This window comes from Pseudomonas sp. MF4836 (assembly GCF_002018875.1).
In the GTDB taxonomy this organism is placed as follows: Bacteria; Pseudomonadota; Gammaproteobacteria; order Pseudomonadales; family Pseudomonadaceae; genus Aquipseudomonas.
On the sequence record NZ_MVOL01000013.1, the window covers coordinates 121375 to 137152 of the forward strand.

16 protein-coding genes are annotated in these 15778 nt (G+C 64.3%); 7 read left to right on the forward strand and 9 right to left on the reverse strand.

The window, feature by feature from the left end; genetic code table 11:
* Positions 1 to 60: 60 nt before the first annotated feature.
* Positions 61 to 1839 carry an acyl-CoA dehydrogenase C-terminal domain-containing protein gene (locus MF4836_RS26675; RefSeq protein ID WP_078472835.1) on the forward strand — a complete coding sequence of 593 codons (1779 nt, stop codon included), beginning with the start codon at positions 61 to 63 and terminating at the stop codon, positions 1837 to 1839.
* Positions 1840 to 2075: 236 nt separating this feature from the next.
* Here the strand turns inward: MF4836_RS26675 and MF4836_RS26680 are convergent, their stop codons facing one another.
* Positions 2076 to 3005 carry a LysR family transcriptional regulator gene (locus MF4836_RS26680; RefSeq protein ID WP_078472836.1) on the reverse strand — a complete coding sequence of 310 codons (930 nt, stop codon included), beginning with the start codon at positions 3003 to 3005 and terminating at the stop codon, positions 2076 to 2078.
* A 102-nt stretch (positions 3006 to 3107) separates the two neighbouring features.
* On the opposite strand from MF4836_RS26680, the gene MF4836_RS26685 reads away from it, so the two are divergent.
* The 6 genes from MF4836_RS26685 to MF4836_RS26710 all read left to right on the forward strand — a co-directional run bounded on the left by MF4836_RS26685 (position 3108) and on the right by MF4836_RS26710 (position 7020).
* Entirely contained in the window at positions 3108 to 3806 is a 699-nt protein-coding gene (locus MF4836_RS26685) for an MOSC domain-containing protein (protein WP_078472837.1), read from the forward strand.
* On the forward strand, positions 3803 to 5086 hold the full coding sequence (locus tag MF4836_RS26690) for an aspartate aminotransferase family protein (RefSeq protein ID WP_078472838.1): 1284 nt from the start codon (positions 3803 to 3805) through the stop codon (positions 5084 to 5086). Before MF4836_RS26685 ends, MF4836_RS26690 begins: the two co-directional genes overlap by 4 nt.
* Positions 5086 to 5811, forward strand: a complete 726-nt coding sequence (locus MF4836_RS26695) for a type 1 glutamine amidotransferase (protein ID WP_078472839.1) — start codon at positions 5086 to 5088, stop codon at positions 5809 to 5811. Before MF4836_RS26690 ends, MF4836_RS26695 begins: the two co-directional genes overlap by 1 nt.
* 238 nt (positions 5812 to 6049) lie before the next feature.
* The gene (locus MF4836_RS26700; protein ID WP_078472840.1) at positions 6050 to 6406 is read left to right on the forward strand and encodes a type II toxin-antitoxin system RelE/ParE family toxin; all 357 of its coding nucleotides are present in this window, start codon (positions 6050 to 6052) and stop codon (positions 6404 to 6406) included.
* Positions 6399 to 6719, forward strand: coding sequence for a helix-turn-helix domain-containing protein (locus MF4836_RS26705; RefSeq protein ID WP_078472841.1), 321 nt, complete (start codon positions 6399 to 6401; stop codon positions 6717 to 6719). The genes MF4836_RS26700 and MF4836_RS26705 overlap by 8 nt, the downstream gene beginning before the upstream one ends.
* A gap of 142 nt (positions 6720 to 6861) precedes the next feature.
* Positions 6862 to 7020, forward strand: a complete 159-nt coding sequence (locus tag MF4836_RS26710; protein ID WP_003228885.1) for a YqaE/Pmp3 family membrane protein — start codon at positions 6862 to 6864, stop codon at positions 7018 to 7020.
* 68 nt (positions 7021 to 7088) lie between these two features.
* Here the strand turns inward: MF4836_RS26710 and MF4836_RS26715 are convergent, their stop codons facing one another.
* The 8 genes from MF4836_RS26715 to MF4836_RS26750 form a co-directional block, all read right to left on the reverse strand.
* Positions 7089 to 8921, reverse strand: a complete 1833-nt coding sequence (locus MF4836_RS26715) for a S9 family peptidase (RefSeq protein WP_078472842.1) — start codon at positions 8919 to 8921, stop codon at positions 7089 to 7091.
* The gene (gene pqqE, locus MF4836_RS26720; protein ID WP_078472843.1) at positions 8887 to 10056 is read right to left on the reverse strand and encodes a pyrroloquinoline quinone biosynthesis protein PqqE; all 1170 of its coding nucleotides are present in this window, start codon (positions 10054 to 10056) and stop codon (positions 8887 to 8889) included. The genes MF4836_RS26715 and pqqE overlap by 35 nt, the downstream gene beginning before the upstream one ends.
* Positions 10028 to 10303 carry a pyrroloquinoline quinone biosynthesis peptide chaperone PqqD gene (gene pqqD, locus MF4836_RS26725; protein ID WP_020295429.1) on the reverse strand — a complete coding sequence of 92 codons (276 nt, stop codon included), beginning with the start codon at positions 10301 to 10303 and terminating at the stop codon, positions 10028 to 10030. Before pqqD ends, pqqE begins: the two co-directional genes overlap by 29 nt.
* Complete coding sequence (gene pqqC, locus MF4836_RS26730; protein ID WP_020295430.1) at positions 10300 to 11052, reverse strand: pyrroloquinoline-quinone synthase PqqC; 753 nt, start codon at positions 11050 to 11052, stop codon at positions 10300 to 10302. The genes pqqD and pqqC overlap by 4 nt, the downstream gene beginning before the upstream one ends.
* A 95-nt stretch (positions 11053 to 11147) precedes the next feature.
* Positions 11148 to 12059, reverse strand: coding sequence for a pyrroloquinoline quinone biosynthesis protein PqqB (gene pqqB / locus MF4836_RS26735; protein WP_078472844.1), 912 nt, complete (start codon positions 12057 to 12059; stop codon positions 11148 to 11150).
* A gap of 111 nt (positions 12060 to 12170) precedes the next feature.
* Complete coding sequence (gene pqqA, locus MF4836_RS26740) at positions 12171 to 12245, reverse strand: pyrroloquinoline quinone precursor peptide PqqA (protein ID WP_020295432.1); 75 nt, start codon at positions 12243 to 12245, stop codon at positions 12171 to 12173.
* A gap of 156 nt (positions 12246 to 12401) precedes the next feature.
* The gene (gene pqqF, locus MF4836_RS26745) at positions 12402 to 14858 is read right to left on the reverse strand and encodes a pyrroloquinoline quinone biosynthesis protein PqqF (protein ID WP_078472845.1); all 2457 of its coding nucleotides are present in this window, start codon (positions 14856 to 14858) and stop codon (positions 12402 to 12404) included.
* 48 nt (positions 14859 to 14906) lie between these two features.
* Positions 14907 to 15701 carry a carbon-nitrogen hydrolase family protein gene (locus MF4836_RS26750; protein WP_078472846.1) on the reverse strand — a complete coding sequence of 265 codons (795 nt, stop codon included), beginning with the start codon at positions 15699 to 15701 and terminating at the stop codon, positions 14907 to 14909.
* Positions 15702 to 15778: the final 77 nt, after the last annotated feature.

Consider the following 15778-nt stretch of genomic DNA (forward strand, 5'->3'; position numbering starts at 1 on the left):
TTCGGTTTTCGTTATTGGGGCCTGTTTCGGCCCTCTTGTTTAGATCTTGCGAGGTTTGCCATGGCTGACTACAAAGCGCCCCTGCGCGATATGCGCTTCGTCCTCAATGAAGTTTTCGAGGTCGCCAAACTCTGGGCCGAGCTGCCTGCGCTGGCCGAAACGGTCGATGCGCAAACCGTCGAGGCCATTCTTGAGGAAGCCGGCAAAGTCACTGGCAAGAGCATCGCCCCGCTGAGCCGCAGCGCTGACGAAGAAGGTTGCCACTGGAGCAATGGCGCGGTGACCACGCCCCAGGGTTTCACCCAGGCCTACCAGACCTATGCCGAGGGCGGCTGGGTTGGCGTCGGCGGCGACCCGGCCTATGGCGGCATGGGCATGCCCAAGGCGGTGTCGGCCCAGGTCGAGGAAATGGTCAACTCCGCCAGCCTGTCGTTTGGCCTGTACCCGATGCTGACCGCCGGGGCTTGCCTGTCGATCAACGCCCACGCCAGCGAAGAACTGAAAGAGACCTATCTGCCGAACATGTACTCCGGAGTCTGGGCCGGGTCCATGTGCCTGACCGAACCCCATGCCGGTACCGACCTGGGCATTATCCGCACCAAGGCTGAGCCTCAGGCGGACGGTTCCTACAGGGTCAGCGGGACCAAGATCTTTATCACCGGCGGTGAGCACGACCTGACCGAAAACATCATCCACCTGGTGCTGGCCAAGCTGCCGGACGCACCGGCCGGGCCCAAGGGGATCTCGTTGTTCCTGGTGCCCAAGTTCATGGTCAATGCCGACGGCAGCCTGGGTGCGCGCAACCCGGTGACTTGCGGTTCTATCGAACACAAGATGGGCATCCAGGCCTCGGCCACCTGCGTGATGAACTTCGACGAGGCGGTCGGCTACATCGTGGGCGAGCCGAACAAAGGCCTGGCGGCGATGTTCACCATGATGAACTACGAGCGCCTGGGGGTTGGTATCCAGGGTCTGGCCTCGGGTGAGCGCTCCTACCAGAACGCCGTCGAGTACGCCCGCGATCGCCTGCAAAGTCGCTCGCCAACCGGCCCGCAAGCCAAGGACAAAGTGGCCGACCCGATCATCGTCCACCCGGACGTGCGCCGCATGCTGTTGACCATGAAAGCCTCGAACGAAGGCGGCCGGGCGTTCTCGACCTATGTGGCGATGCAACTCGACACCGCCAAGTTCAGCGAAGAGCCCGCCACGCGCAAACGCGCCGAAGACCTGGTGGCCTTGCTGACCCCGGTGGCCAAGGCGTTTCTGACCGATCTGGGCCTGGAAACCACGGTGCACGGGCAGCAGATTTTCGGTGGTCACGGCTACATTCGCGAGTGGGGCCAGGAGCAGCTGGTGCGTGATGTGCGCATCACCCAGATTTACGAAGGTACCAACGGCATTCAGGCGCTGGACTTGGTAGGGCGCAAGATTGTCGGCAACGGCGGTGCGTTCTATCAGTTGTTTGCCGACGAGATCCGCCATTTCACTGCGACCGCCAGCAGCGACCTGGGGGAATTCACTAAGCCGTTGAATGACGCCGTGGCTGTGCTCGACGACCTGACGGCCTGGCTGCTGGATCGGGCGAAGAGCAACCCCAACGAAATCGGCGCGGCCTCGGTCGAGTATTTGCAAGCGTTTGGTTACACAGCCTACGCCTACATGTGGGCGTTGATGGCCAAGGCCGCACTGGGCAAGGAAGGGCAGGAAGACTTCTACGCCAGCAAACTGGGCACCGCGCGCTTCTACTTCGCTCGCCTGTTGCCGCGGATTCACTCGTTGAGCGCGTCGGTCAAGGCGGGCAGTGAATCGCTGTTCCTGCTGGACGCTGCGCAGTTCTGAGGCTGAGGACGCAATGTAAGCATTCTCTTACATTGCGTGCTGCTGATTACGTCTATCGACAGATTGGATCCAGAGCTAATCTACTTCACATGGACGTCGCGCAGGAAGCGCAAAAGCAAAACATGGACACGTAGGATTCTGCCAGGATGGCGGAGTGAAAAGGATGTCAGGGAAACAGTCTGCAAAACCCCGCTTCGGCGGGGTTTTCTTTTGCCCGGGTTTTTGTTCCGGGCTCTTCAGCCCAGCCCATCCAGGGGGGCGGTCCCGGGCAATCGTCCTTGCGGGCCATTCATCACGTCTTCCAGCAAGCTGCGCAGCAGCTCCAATGTGCCTTGCTGACGCTGCACGTCGCGACAGACCAGCCCCACTTTCAACGGCACCCTGGGTTCACTCAGCGGTTTCCAGAGCAAATCCTTATTGCCATGTTCCTGGCGTGAGCGCCCCGGCAACACCGTTGCCAGGCGGGTATGGGGCAGGCTATCGAGAATCCCCGCCATATTGTTCAACTCGGCCTGCACTTGCGGGCGGCGCCCGAGGCTGGCCAGTTGCGCCTGCCAGATCTGCCGCACCTGAAATTCCTCGCCGAGCAGCAGCATCGGCAACTCGGCCGCCTGGCTGATGGACACTTTCTTGAATTCGCGCAGCGGGTGGTCGGCGGGGATGACCAGGGTCAGCTCATCTTCGTACAGTGACACGCCGTGCAATCCGGCCTGGCGCGGCGGCAGGTAGCTGATGCCGATGTCCAGCGCACCATTGAGCAGCCGGCGTTCGATTTCCAGGCCGGTCAATTCATAGATCTGCACCACCAGATGGGGCTGTGCCTTGCGCACCCGCTCAAGCATTTGCGGCACCAGGCTGGTGTGCACGGTCTGCAACACGCCGATGGCCAGGGTCCGCAAGGCCTGGCCGCGGAAGTTGCCCAGGGCCTCGCGTGCCCGTTGCATGCCATCGAGCAGCGGCAGGGCATGGTTATACAACGTGTGCGCAGCGAGGGTCGGCAACAGGCGCTTGCTGCTGCGCTCGAACAGGCTGACATCGAGGTTCTGTTCCAGCTGCCGGATCTGCTGCGAGAGCGCCGGCTGGGAGATGGAAAGGCGTTCTGCGGCCCGGCCCACATGGCCTTCTTCATAGACCGCGACGAAATAACGCAGTTGCTTGAAATCCATAAGTTTTACTTATCAAAAATGCTGGAAAATCGAAATGGCCGAGTGCCGCCAAGAAGCCTAGTCTAACCCCTATTCACAAGGCTTACAGGGCCAGAGAGCGCGATGAATACGGTTTATGTGGAGGGCGTTTACATAGGCAAGGCAAAAAACCTCGGCCAGGGTTTGATCAGCGACACGGATAAACACCCGGTTGCAAATCGACTCTGGTTGTGGCCGCAAGGCCTGGGCAGCGATGAGCACGGTGATCCGCGCTTTCATACCGGCCCCGAGCGTGCCCTGCATCACTACCCGGCCGAGCACTACGCCTATTGGCGCAAGCGTTATCCACAGATCGACTGGTGCGCCCCGGCCTTTGGCGAAAACCTCTCCACCCACGGCCTGACGGAAGAGCATGTGTGCCTGGGCGACATGTTTCGCTGGGGCGGCGCCTTGCTGCAGATCAGCCAGCCCCGTTCCCCCTGCTATCGCCTGAGCCACCGCTGGGGCATCCCGAGCCTGCCGCAACAGGCCCAGGACAATGGTCGCTGCGGCTGGTTCTACCGGGTGCTCAAGCCGGGGTTCGTCAGCGCCGACCAGCCGTTCGAGCTGATCCAGCGCAGCTATCCCGGCCTGACCGTGGCCTGGGCCCTGCGTTGTTTTTATCAGGAGCCTCTGGAGCATGCCGGCTTGAAAAAACTGGTGGACTGCCCGGCGCTCGCTTCGCGCTGGCGCGATATCGCAATCAAGCGCATGCGCACCGGCCGCGTCGAAGACTGGTCTTCACGGTTGCTCGGCCTGCCGCTGGAAGGGCTGCGTGCATGAATCTGTTCAATCTGCGGCGCAAGCCCGCCAGCCTCGACGACCTGGCCACTGATTTCTGCCTGCCGGCCAGCGCTGACGAGCGCAGCAGCGAGCGCCTGATGCCCAGCGTGCAGCGGCCTCAACCGGTGTTTGTACGGGGGCAGGGTTCCTGGCTCTGGGACAACGAAGACCGCGCCTACCTGGACTTCACCCAGGGCGCGGCCGCCAACAGCCTGGGCCACAGCCCATCTGCCCTGGTCACGGCGCTGGCCGCCCAGGCGCAATCGCTGATCAACCCCGGCTCGGGGTTTTACAACCGCAGCATGCTCAAGCTCGCCGAACGCCTGTGCCTGAGCACCGGTAGCGACCAGGCGTACCTCTTGGGCAGTGGCAGCGAGGCCTGTGAGGCGGCGATCAAGCTGGCGCGCAAGTGGGGCCAACTGCATCGGGGCGGCGCGGCGCAAATCATCACCGCCAGCAACAGTTGTCACGGTCGCGGGTTTGCGGCGATGTCGGCCTCGGCCAGCCCGAACCAGGGCAATCGCTTCGAACCCCGGCTGCCAGGCTTCAGCCATGTGCCGTTTAATGATCTACCGGCGCTGCATGCCGCGGTGGACGCACACACCGTGGCGATCATGCTGGAACCGATTCAGGGCGAGGCCGGGGTGATTCCCGCCACCGAGCATTACCTCAAGGGCGTCGAGCGGCTGTGTCGCGAGCTGGGCATCCTGCTGATTCTCGATGAAGTACAGACCGGCATCGGGCGTTGCGGAGCCCTGCTGGCGGAGCAGGTCTATGGCGTCCGCGCCGACATCACCGTGCTCGGCAAGGGCTTGGGGGGTGGCGTGCCGTTGGCGGCGTTGCTGGCGCGGGGCAAGGCCTGCTGTTTCGAGGTGGGCGAACTCGACGGCACCCATCACGGTAACGCGTTGATGAGTGCTGCCGGGCTGGCGGTCCTCGACACGGTGCTGGAGCACGGTTTTCTCGAACAGGTTCGCGACACCGGCCAATACCTGCGCGAAGGCCTGGCGCGCCTGGCCCATCGTCACGGCCAGGGCGCGCTGCATGGCCACGGGCTGTTCTGGGGCTTGAGCCTGTCCGACGACTCGGCCCAGGCACTGGTCAAGGCCGCGCGTCACGAAGGCTTGCTGCTCAGCGCGCCCCAGCCTGACTGCCTGCGCTTTACCCCGGCGCTGACGGTGAGCAAAGCCAATATCGATGAAATGCTGCTACGCCTCGCGCGTGCGTTTTCTCGGGTGCGCACGGCGCAGTTGCAGTGCCGCAAGGGAGTGGCTGTCTGATGCGGGTGCTGATTCTGCAACATTCCCCGGCCGCCGGCCCGGGCCGTATCAGCCAGTGGCTGCTGGAACGTGCCAGTGCCGTGCACATCTGCCATCTCTATGCCCAGGCGCGAATCCCGCGGCTCGACAGTTTCGATTTGCTGATCGCTCTGGGCGGGCCGATGAGCGTTCACGATGATCCCCTGATTCCCTGGCTGGGCGCCGAAAAGCGCTTGATCAGAAAGGCGCTGTCCGCGGGCAAGCGGGTGTTAGGGATTGGCCTGGGCGGCCAGCTGCTGGCCCAGGCGCTGGGTGCTGAAGTGCGCACCAGCGCATCGCGGGAGATCGGCTGGTGGCCGGTGGAAAAATACCCCCATGCCCAGGGTTCGCCTCTGGGCCTGGCATTGCCGGAACGGCTGATGGCCTTTCATTGGCACGGTGAGAGCTTCGAGCTGCCCAAGGGCGCGTTGCCGCTGTATCGCTCGGCGGCCTGCGCCAACCAGGGGTTTATCTGGCAGGAGCGAGCCATTGCCCTGCAGTGCCTGATGCAGAGCGATTGGCACAGTATCGAGGCGCTGCTCCAGGCCCGGCCCAAGGCCTGGCTGAATGCCGAGCACCAGGCTCGGCCGGATACCGTCGAGGATGACCAGGCGATCCGCGCCGGCATTCCCCATTGCAGTGGCTTGGCGCCGACCCTGTTCCGTTTGCTGGACTACCTCTCAGGGCCGCACCCGACCTTGCGTTGACAGAATTCCTGAACCGTCTCGCGGTAATAACGCGTCGCCCCGTGTCCGATTTTTCGCACGGGGCGTTTTTTTGTCTCGGGCTTTTGCAAAACCCTTTGTGGTACTTGAAGCGGCGTTCCGCTTCGGGTTGCCTGAAGCACTCGGCACGGATTCGCCGAGGTCGGGGCGGGGCGCCGTCGGGCGGCCTGATTTGAAAATATATACCACTTGGTGGTAGGTTTTCTGCGGAAGGGACACCATGAAAGTCCGATTATTCAAAACCAGAGGATTCACGGCCGCCGCCAACAAGGCCTTGATCAGCGACAGCTCGCTCCGGCAAGCCTTCAGCGAGATGCTGCTCGGACAAGCTGACGACCTCGGCGGCGGAATCTGGAAAAAACGCCTGAACGCCAACCGCCATCGTTCGATCGTGTTGGCCAGGGGGCGGCGTTATTGGGTGTATCAGTTTCTCTTCGCCAAGCAGGACCAGGGCAACATCAGCCTCAAGGAGCTGATGGCCTTCCGCGAATTGGCCAGGGTCTATGACCGCCTGGACGATTGGCAAGTGCAGCAGATGCTGGAAATGAACGCTTTTGTGGAGATCAAGCATGACTAGGAAATTCAACAGCGAGGCCCTGGAGTCGATCCACGAATCGGCCAGTGCGCTGCACGCCATCGGCGCGATCGGCAAGACCACCCTGCACCGCTTCGATGAATCCTGCATCGCGGCGGTTCCGGCCGCGATGTCGGCCCAGGAGATCAAGGCGATCCGCGAGCGCAATCACGTCAGCCAGCCGGTGTTCGCACGGTACCTGAACACCAGCGCGTCCACGGTCAAGCAGTGGGAGGCCGGGGACAAACATCCCAGCGGCATGGCGCTCAAGCTGCTGAGCATCGTGCACAAGCATGGCCTGGAAATACTGGCGTGAATCGACCCGCGGGCCGGTAGCGCAGGGCTTAGGGCTGATCGTCTGCCTGAGCGGCCAGGGCAAATCGACTGAACCCTGTCGAGCGGCGCGGGTCGATTAGCTGTAAGGCTCGTGTGAGCCAATTGCCTTTATGGAGCTGCCCATGGACTTTATCCGCATCATCATCGCCATTCTGTTGCCGCCACTGGGGGTGTTTCTGCAAGTGGGTTTCGGCGGCGCGTTCTGGCTGAATATTCTGCTGACCCTGTGCGGTTATATCCCGGGCATCGTGCATGCGGTGTACATCATCGCCAAGCGCTGAAGCCGCGGCCCGCCCCTGATGGCAGGGGCGGGCTTGCCGCGTTGCGGCGGCCGGGCTGAGCGCTTGATTCAGTCCAACCCTTGCATGACCTTCCGATAAAACAACCACTCCTGTTCCAATGCATGAGCCTGGTTGCTCGCCTTGCGAAAGCCGTGGCGCTCGTCCGGGTAGTAGTGGGCCTGGGCCGCAATGCCGTTGTCCGTCAGGGCCTTGAGCATGTCGCGGGTCTGTTCGGGCACCACGACTGCGTCCAGTTCGCCTTGGAAGAAAATCACCGGTACCCGGATATTGCCCGCGTGCAGCAGCGGTGTGCGGGCGCGATAACGCTCGGCGTCCTGCTCCGGGTCGCCAATCAGCCAGTCAAGGTAGTCGCCCTCGAACTTGTGCGTGGTGCGGGTCAGGCCCAGGGGATCGCTGACGCCATACAGGCTGGCGCCGGCGCGAAACACATCGGCGAACGCCAGCGCGCACAAGGTGGTATAGCCCCCCGCGCTGCCGCCGCGAATAAAGGCGCGGCTGCGGTCGATCAGCCCTTGATGGGCGAGATACTCGACCACGGCGCAGGCATCCTGCACATCCACCTCACCCCAACGCAGGTGCAGGGCCTGGCGATAGGCCCGGCCGTAACCGGTGCTGCCTCGGTAGTTGAGGTCGGCCACGGCGAACCCGCGTTGGGTCCAGTACTGGATGCGTGGATCGAGTATCGGGTAGCAGGCCGAGGTCGGGCCGCCGTGAATGAACACCACCAACGGCGGTGAGGCTGCGTTGTCCATGGCCGGGTAGAAGAACCCGTGGGCCTGGTCCTGGCCGCTCGGGTAGTTCAGGGTCTGCGGCAGGCTGATCTGCTCTGCGGGCAGCGGCGACACGCCACCAGCCAGCACCTGCACCTGCTGGCTGTGACGGTCGATGGCGATCACCGCCGACGGGCTGACCGGCGAGGCGGCGATGCAATAGATGAACTGCTGGTCCATCGCCAGGCTGCGAAAGCGGCTGTAGTTGCCGCTCAAGTCCTGTTGCGTGCCGTCCTGCCGGCGCAGGCCGAGGCGGCCGAAACCGGCCTCGGTCCAGCTCGCCAGCCATGCCTCGCCACCCAGAGGCAGCCAGCTGCAACCGCCCAGTTGCCAGGGCGCCGGGGCATGATCGGCAGCGGCGCTGGGCAGCGGCTGCAAGCCATCCGCCGATTCGCCCCAGGGTTGCCAGAAGCCGCCGCGATCGGTCAGGGCATACAGGCGACCGCTGGCATCGAAGCGTGGTTGTTGCAGGGCCTCTTGCGTGTCGTTACCCGCCAGGCAGCGCGGTGCGCTCCAGAGGCCATTGGCCAGGCGCTCGGCGACCATCAGCCGGGTCGCGGTCCAGGGTTGATGGGGGCGATCCCACTCGATCCAGGCCAGACGCTGGCCGTCGGTGCTCAAGGTGGGCGCGGCGTAGAAGTCCGCGCCTTCGGCCAGCAGCTGGCGACTGCCATCTGCCAGGGCAATGGCCACCAACCGGTGCCGGTCCTGATGCTCCTCGACCGCCAGGACCTGGCCCGCGGCGAATTGCAGGTCGCCGTAGCGGCATTCCCCGGCGGTCAGCGCAGTGGGCATTTCTCCCTGAACGGACTGGCGGTACAGCTGCTGGTCTGCGTCATTGACGAACACCAGCCCGTCGTCGCTCAGGCAGAAGGCACCGCCGCCATATTCATAGACCCGGCTGCTGACGCTGAAACCCTTGGGCGTCAGGCACCGGGCCTGGTTGTGTTGCCAGTGCCAGATTCGGCAGGCCGCGTCGGCCGGGCGATATTCGTTCCAGAACAGGCCCTGGGCACCGAGGCGCAATTCGCTGAAGTCGACCCCGGCGGCAACTGCCTGGGCGGCGCTGAAGGGCTCAGCCCTTGGCGATGAGGCGTGAGTTTCGTTCATTACGGAAGGCCAGTTGTTCAATGGTTTGGGTGGCGTGCTCGGCGTCTTCGCGAGCCTGGAGGATCATCCCATGATGCGCCGACTTACTGCACACCGGATCTGCATTGCTGGCATCACCGGTGAGCATGAACGCCTGGCAGCGGCAGCCACCGAAGTCTTTTTCCTTCTCGTCGCAGGAGCGGCAAGGCTCGGGCATCCACTCGTAGCCGCGAAAACGGTTGAAGCCGAACGAGTCGTACCAGATGTGCTGCATGCTGTGCTCGCGCACATTGGGGAACTGCACCGGCATCTGCCGCGCGCCATGGCAGGGCAGGGCGGTGCCATCCGGGGTGACGGTCAGGAAAATATTGCCCCAGCCGTTCATGCAGGCCTTGGGGCGCTCTTCGTAGTAATCCGGGGTGACGAAAATCAGCTTGCACGGATGCCCCTCGGCTTCGAGCCTGGCGCGGTACTCGTTGGTCACCCGTTCGGCGCGCACCAGCTGCTCCTTGGTGGGCAGCAGGCCGACGCGGTTCAACTGCGCCCAACCGTAGAACTGGCAGGTCGCGAGCTCGACGAAGTCGGCTTCGAGGGCGATGCACAGCTCGATGATGCGGTCGATCTTGTCGATGTTGTGCCGGTGGGTCACGAAGTTCAGCACCATCGGGTAGCCGTGGGCCTTGACCGCGCGAGCCATTTCCAGCTTTTGCGCGAAGGCCTTTTTCGAGCCGGCCAGCAGGTTGTTCACCTGTTCGTCGCTGGCCTGGAAGCTGATCTGGATGTGGTCGAGCCCGGCCTGTTTGAAGTCGCTGATCTTTTGCTCGGTGAGGCCGATGCCGGAGGTGATCAGGTTGGTGTAAAACCCCAGTTTGCGCGCTTCGGCAATCAGCTCGGCCAGGTCCTGGCGCACCAGGGGTTCGCCCCCGGAAAACCCCAGCTGCGCGGCGCCCATTTCCCGGGCTTCACGAAAGACCTTGAGCCATTGCTCGGTACTCAGCTCCTTGCCCTGCTCGGCGAAATCCAGCGGGTTGGAGCAATAGGGGCATTGCAGTGGGCAGCGATAGGTCAGTTCGGCCAGCAGCCACAAGGGCAGGCCGACCTCGGGTTTGGGCGGCAGGCGCGCGGTATCAGGCAAGTTCGATCCAGTGCTGAGCACGGGCGACCTCCATGAATTGCTCGATATCGTCCGCCAGCTCAGGCACGCCGGGGAACTGCGCGTCGAGTTCGGCAATGATCGCCGCCACATCACGCTCAGCGTCGATCAGGCCACCGATCAGCGCGGCACTGTCGTTGAGCTTGATCATGCCTTCCGGGTACAGCAACACATGGCCTTTCTGCGCCGGTTCGTACTGGAAGCGGTAGCCGGGTCGCCAGTGCGGAACCTTGCTGCGATCAAAACTCATAGGGTGATCCCCTTATGCCAGACCCGTTGTTCGGTGACGCTGTGATAAGGCGGGCGGTGCAGCTCGTACGCCATGCTCATGGCGTCGAGCATGCTCCAAAGGATGTCCAGTTTGAACTGGAGAATTTCCAGCATGCGCTGCTGGCCCTGCAGGGTGGTGTAGTGCTGCAGGGTGATGGCCAGGCCGTGCTCGACATCACGCCGGGCCTGGCCCAGGCGGGTGCGGAAGTACTGGTAGCCGGCCGGGTCGATCCATGGGTAATGCTGTGGCCAGCTGTCCAGGCGCGACTGGTGGATCTGCGGCGCGAACAGTTCGGTGAGCGAGCTGCTGGCCGCCTCCTGCCAACTGGCGCGCCGGGCGAAGTTGACGTAGGCATCCACCGCGAAGCGCACGCCGGGCAGTACCAGTTCCTGGGAGCGCAGTTGATCCGGGTCAAGGCCCACGGCCTGGCCCAGGCGCAGCCAGGCCTCGATGCCGCCGTCTTCACCGGGGGCACCGTCGTGATCCAGCAGGCGCTGGATCCACTCGCGGCGGATTTCCCGGTCCGGACAGTTGGCCAGGATCGCGGCATCCTTGAGCGGGATATTGACCTGGTAATAGAAACGGTTGGCGACCCAGCCCTGGATCTGTTCGCGGGTAGCCCGGCCTTCATACATCGCCACGTGATAGGGGTGGTGGATGTGGTAATAGGCGCCCTTGGCCCGCAGGGCCTGTTCGAACTCGGCGGGGGACAGTGCGGTGTCAGTCATTGCGGTTCTCCGGGGGCTGCGGGTGCAAGGTCGCGCAGGCCCGCTCCTGCACAGTGGATGCAGAGCCCGTACAGCGAGCTTGCTCGCGATTCGCCCTACAGCTCAATACTCATTCCGTCGTAAGCCACTTCCACCTTTCGGCGTACCAATTCGGCACGTTCGGCGGAGTCTTCGTCGAGGATCGGGTTGGTGTTGTTAATGTGGATCAGCACCTTGCGCTGGTTCGGCAACTGCTCCAGCACCTCGAGCATGCCGCCCGGGCCGTTTTGCGCCAGGTGGCCCATTTCCCGCCCGGTGCGAGTACCGACGCCACGGCGCTGCATTTCATCGTCGTCCCACAGGGTGCCGTCCACCAGCAGGCAATCGCTGCTGGCCATGATCTTGAGCAGGGAGCCATCGACCTGGCCCAGCCCCGGTGCGTAAAACAAGGTGCCGCCGGTGCGCAGGTCTTCGACCAGCAGGCCGATGTTGTCGCCGGGGTGCGGGTCGAAGCGGTGCGGCGAGTAGGGCGGGGCGGCGCTGCGCAGCGGCAGCGGGCTGAAGCGCAGGTGGGGGCAGGCCGGGATGCCGAAGCTCTGGCCGAGTTCGATGGGGTGCCAGTCCAGCCCACCGTTCCAGTGCTTGAGCATGGTGAACAGCGGGAAACCGGTGCTCAGGTCTTCGTGGACCATGTCGGTGCACCAGACCGAGTGCGGGCATCCTTCGCGCAGGCTGAGCAGGCCGGTGGTGTGGTCGATCTGGCTGTCCATCAGGATGATCGCGCTGACCCCGGTATCGCGCAGGGCCCGGCCCGGCTGCATCGCGGCAAAGCCCTGGAGCTGAGCGCGGATATCCGGCGAGGCGTTGCACAGCACCCAGTTCACGCCGTCATCGGAAATCGCGATCGACGATTGGGTACGCGCCTGTGCCCGCAGGCTGCCATCGCGAAAGCCTGCGCAGTTCACGCAGTTGCAGTTCCACTGCGGGAAACCGCCACCGGCGGCCGAACCTAGAATCTGGACAAACATGGTGGCTCCATCAGGGCAAGACACAACAAAAAAACGCCCCGGCGAGCCGAGGCGTTGCACTGCGGGTTCTGTTTCCGGGGTTCCTGCGAGGCAGTTGCCCGGGGACAGAAATCAGCGGTTGGCGAAGTACATGGTGACTTCGAAGCCGATACGCAGGTCGGTGTAGGCAGGTTTGGACCAGGACATGGAGGCGCTCCTTCAAGTGGATGGGACGGGTGACTGCATTACATATAGTCCACCTCCGGCCGGAGATGTTCAGATGCTTAGGGAGCTATCTTACTCAACGGTCCCCGGTCCTGACCTGCCCCTGTGCAAGAAAGCCCTTTACCGCCACGGTAATGATCAGCGCTGCACCTGCCACGGTGCGCCCGGGCAAACCCCGGTGGCCAGGCACCTACAGCCGCCTTCGGCGTGATTCAGACGCAGGGCCGCGTCCTGAAGTATGGCCGCCGACAGCCCTTCGATGGCTAGCGGCAATTGCTGCAGATAATCCGACGGATGGCCGGCCTGGGCGCTGTGCCATAGCAGCTCGGCGGTTTGGGCCAGCCCCAGGCTGGCGGGGTCGAATTGCGCCGCCAGACTCTGGCGTTGGGAGGCCAGTTCCACGGGGTCAAGCTGAGCCAGCAGCGTTGGCAGTTGCTGCAGAAACTGCTGAATGTGTTCGAGGATCTCAGACACCGGAGCTCCGGGCGACTGCACGCCAAACAGCAACCCGGTGTGTCCGTTGATCTGGCGTACGCCGCTGAACACCGCATAACCCAGTTGCAGCTCGACCCGCAGGCGTTGATAGAAGGGCGCTTGGGACAGTTGGCCGAGCAGGCGCCAGGCCGCCTCGTCTTCCACGCGGGTCGACGGCGCTGGGCAAAACAGCAGCAGCGCGTGTTCGCTGGAGTCGCAGTCGATGGTTTGCCAGAGGTAGCCGGCCGCGCTGGGGGTGACGTCTGCCAGGGCGCTGTCGGGGCTACCGGGCGTCTTGCCCAGGGCTCTTTTCAACGCGTGTTGCGTCGCTTCGGGCAGGCCCAGGCCCAGCCCGTCCCAGCGGGCGCCGTCCCACAGTAACTGCAGGGCCGCGGCATCATTGGTCGCGGCGGATTCCCACTGCGGCTCGGCCAGGGCCTTGAGCAACTGACGGATCGGGATCAGGGGCGCGGCGGCGGGTTCGCTGCTCAGCCACGTGGCGGCCGCGGGCTGGCTCAGCTGTTTGAGCACCTGGGCCAGAATCGCCGGCAGCGGTTGCGGGTGGCCGGTCATTTTCAGCAGCCAGTCCTGGCCATTGGCGTTCAGCGTCACCTCCACCCCGGCCTGGCGCGCATCCACTTGCAGCTCGTGCAGGCTGCGCACCAGCACCGGCAGCAGCCCGGCCGGGGCCGCCTGGTGCAGACGCCAGCGCAGGTACAGCGCGGCCTCGCCGGTATCTTCGGCCAGGGCCTGGCTGAAGTTCAGCGCCGGCAGCTCGAGCCGGCCACGACTGCGGTCCTGGGCAAAGGTGCGCAGCCCGCGGTGCTTGCTGGTTTGTCCGCGAATCAGGCCGGCGCGTGGCGGCTCGACTTCGGTGGCCAGAAACGGATTGGCAGGCGGCAGTTGCCAGGCAATCGCCAGGGGCTCGCCCGCCTTGGGTTGCAGTTGCTGGAGCAGTGTTTGGAGAGCCGCCAGCCCTGGCCCGGTCAATGCGCCCTGGCGCTGCTCGCTGTCGAACCGTGCCAGTTCCAGCGCGCCCGCGACCTGTTGCCGGCGTTGTTGCAGGCGCGCGTATTCCGCGCTCAGTGGCGGCCAGTCGGTCTGCGTCGCAAAAAAGCCCAGCCAGTCCTGCACCTGTTGGCGGATCAGCGTCGCGTGTTCCAGGCCCTGGGGAGTCAAGCCGATGTCGACATGCACCACGGCCTGCCCGGCAAATTGATACAGCGGCGCGGCTTTGAGGCCATCGATCAGGCCGCGTGTTGTCAACTCGGCGACCAGGCCCCCGGGCTTGCTCGACGCCAGCCAGATACAGAGCACCTCCAGGGCCTCTGCGGCACCCTCGGGCAATTGCTCAGCGCACAGCAGCAGGTCCAGGTGACGGCCGTCTTGCCGGGCATAAAGCCCGGGGCCGTCGGCCTGCAAATCGGGCGGCAGCTCCTGGGGCACGGGCGCGCCTTTGGCGAACTCGCCGCCGCAACGTTCGGCCAGGGCCCGCAGCTCTTGCAGCGGTTGCGGGCCGGCCAGGCTCAGGGTCATTTGCCCGGCCTGGTAGAAGGTCTGGTAGAACTCGCCCAGGGCCTGGCGAAAGGCCGGGCGTGGCACCGGCAGGCTGTAGCGATTGCCGGCATGGAAGGCGCGTAAGGGGTGGGTCGGGGACAGGCGGTCGAACAGCGAAAACTGCCGTTGTGCCGTGGCATCCCGGGACCAGGCGATAAATTCCGCGTGCAGCACTTCGCGCTCGCGCAGTTGATCGTCTTCGGCCAGGCGCGGGTGGGCCAGCATGTCGCACAGACGCTCCAGCCCACCGGCAAAGGCGGCGGGTGGCAACTCGAAAAAGTACTCGGTGCTGCGCTCGCGGGTCTGGGCGTTGACCTGCCCGCCATGGCCTTGGACATAGGCCATCAGGCCCTGCTGCGCGGCAAAGCGCTCAGTGCCGAGAAACATCAGGTGTTCCAGAAAGTGCGCCAGGCCAGGCCAGGCCGGAGGCACATCGTGGCTGCCGGCAGTGACCCGCACGCTCGCCGCGCAGCGTTTCAAATGGGGGGCATGGCGCAATGAAACCCGCAGGCCGTTGGCCAGGGTTTCAGTGTGGGGCAGGTGGGGGTGGTTCAGCGCGGGCATGAGCACTTCCAGAACAGAGAAGCGCTCATGCTAGCGGATAACCCGGGATCAGCGCTTGTTCAGGTCGTCGTAAAGCTCGGGGCGGCGGTCGACGAAATAGCGATTGATCGCCCGGGAGTCGAGCATCAATTGCCGGTCCAGCACGCCGCTGATCAACGCTTCGTCGAGCCCGGCCCTGGCGCAGAGGGTGCCATCGGGAGCGGCGATGCTGCTCAGGCCGCAGTAGTGGATTTCGTCCTCGCTGCCGCAGTAGTTGGCGTAGGCCACGTAGCACTGGTTTTCAAAAGCCCGGGAACGCACGGTCACCTCGGCAACGAACTCGTAGGGACGCATGTTCGCCGTCGGCACCAGGATCAGCTCGGCGCCGGCCAGTGCCAGACGCCGGGCGTTTTCCGGGAACTCGATGTCGTAGCAGATCAGGAACCCGAGTTTCCAGCCGTTCAATTCCACCAGCGGGAACTGGTCGGCCCCGGCGCTGAACATCGAGCGGTCGAGGTCGCCGAACAGGTGGGTCTTGCGGTAGTTGCACAGGCGCTGGCCCTGGGCATCGATCAGTTGGATGGCGTTGTAGATCTGCCCGTCCTCGGCGCGCTCGGCATAGCCATAGACAATCGCGGTGCCCGCAGCCCGGGCGATGGCCGCGATATGTTCGGCCGAGGGGCCGTCCTGGGCTTCGGCCAGGGCGCCGACCGCCTCGGGGCCGATGTTGTAGCCGCTGAGGTACATCTCGGGCAGCACCAGCAGGTCGGCGTCGCTGGCTTCCATGGCGATGTTTTGCAGGCGTTGCAGGTTGCCGGCTACATCCAGGGGCAGTGGCGGGCACTGATAAAGCGCTACGCGCATGGGGATTACTCCTGATCAACCGCGGGGCCGGCTTGGCAGCGATGCTGCTGGCAAGCCGGCCCGCGAGGGCGGGTGTC

What these genes read in the sequence shown, in the direction of transcription:
- pqqF (WP_078472845.1), bottom strand. Translation starts at nt 14,858, where the DNA reads ATGCCCGCGCTGAACCACCCCCACCTGCCCCACACTGAAACCCTGGCC.
- pqqC (WP_020295430.1), bottom strand. Translation starts at nt 11,052, where the DNA reads ATGACTGACACCGCACTGTCCCCCGCCGAGTTCGAACAGGCCCTGCGG.
- MF4836_RS26750 (WP_078472846.1), bottom strand. Translation starts at nt 15,701, where the DNA reads ATGCGCGTAGCGCTTTATCAGTGCCCGCCACTGCCCCTGGATGTAGCC.
- MF4836_RS26705 (WP_078472841.1), top strand. Translation starts at nt 6,399, where the DNA reads ATGACTAGGAAATTCAACAGCGAGGCCCTGGAGTCGATCCACGAATCG.
- MF4836_RS26695 (WP_078472839.1), top strand. Translation starts at nt 5,086, where the DNA reads ATGCGGGTGCTGATTCTGCAACATTCCCCGGCCGCCGGCCCGGGCCGT.
- MF4836_RS26675 (WP_078472835.1), top strand. Translation starts at nt 61, where the DNA reads ATGGCTGACTACAAAGCGCCCCTGCGCGATATGCGCTTCGTCCTCAAT.
- MF4836_RS26700 (WP_078472840.1), top strand. Translation starts at nt 6,050, where the DNA reads ATGAAAGTCCGATTATTCAAAACCAGAGGATTCACGGCCGCCGCCAAC.
- MF4836_RS26685 (WP_078472837.1), top strand. Translation starts at nt 3,108, where the DNA reads ATGAATACGGTTTATGTGGAGGGCGTTTACATAGGCAAGGCAAAAAAC.
- pqqD (WP_020295429.1), bottom strand. Translation starts at nt 10,303, where the DNA reads ATGAGTTTTGATCGCAGCAAGGTTCCGCACTGGCGACCCGGCTACCGC.
- MF4836_RS26690 (WP_078472838.1), top strand. Translation starts at nt 3,803, where the DNA reads ATGAATCTGTTCAATCTGCGGCGCAAGCCCGCCAGCCTCGACGACCTG.
- MF4836_RS26715 (WP_078472842.1), bottom strand. Translation starts at nt 8,921, where the DNA reads ATGAACGAAACTCACGCCTCATCGCCAAGGGCTGAGCCCTTCAGCGCC.
- MF4836_RS26710 (WP_003228885.1), top strand. Translation starts at nt 6,862, where the DNA reads ATGGACTTTATCCGCATCATCATCGCCATTCTGTTGCCGCCACTGGGG.
- MF4836_RS26680 (WP_078472836.1), bottom strand. Translation starts at nt 3,005, where the DNA reads ATGGATTTCAAGCAACTGCGTTATTTCGTCGCGGTCTATGAAGAAGGC.
- pqqB (WP_078472844.1), bottom strand. Translation starts at nt 12,059, where the DNA reads ATGTTTGTCCAGATTCTAGGTTCGGCCGCCGGTGGCGGTTTCCCGCAG.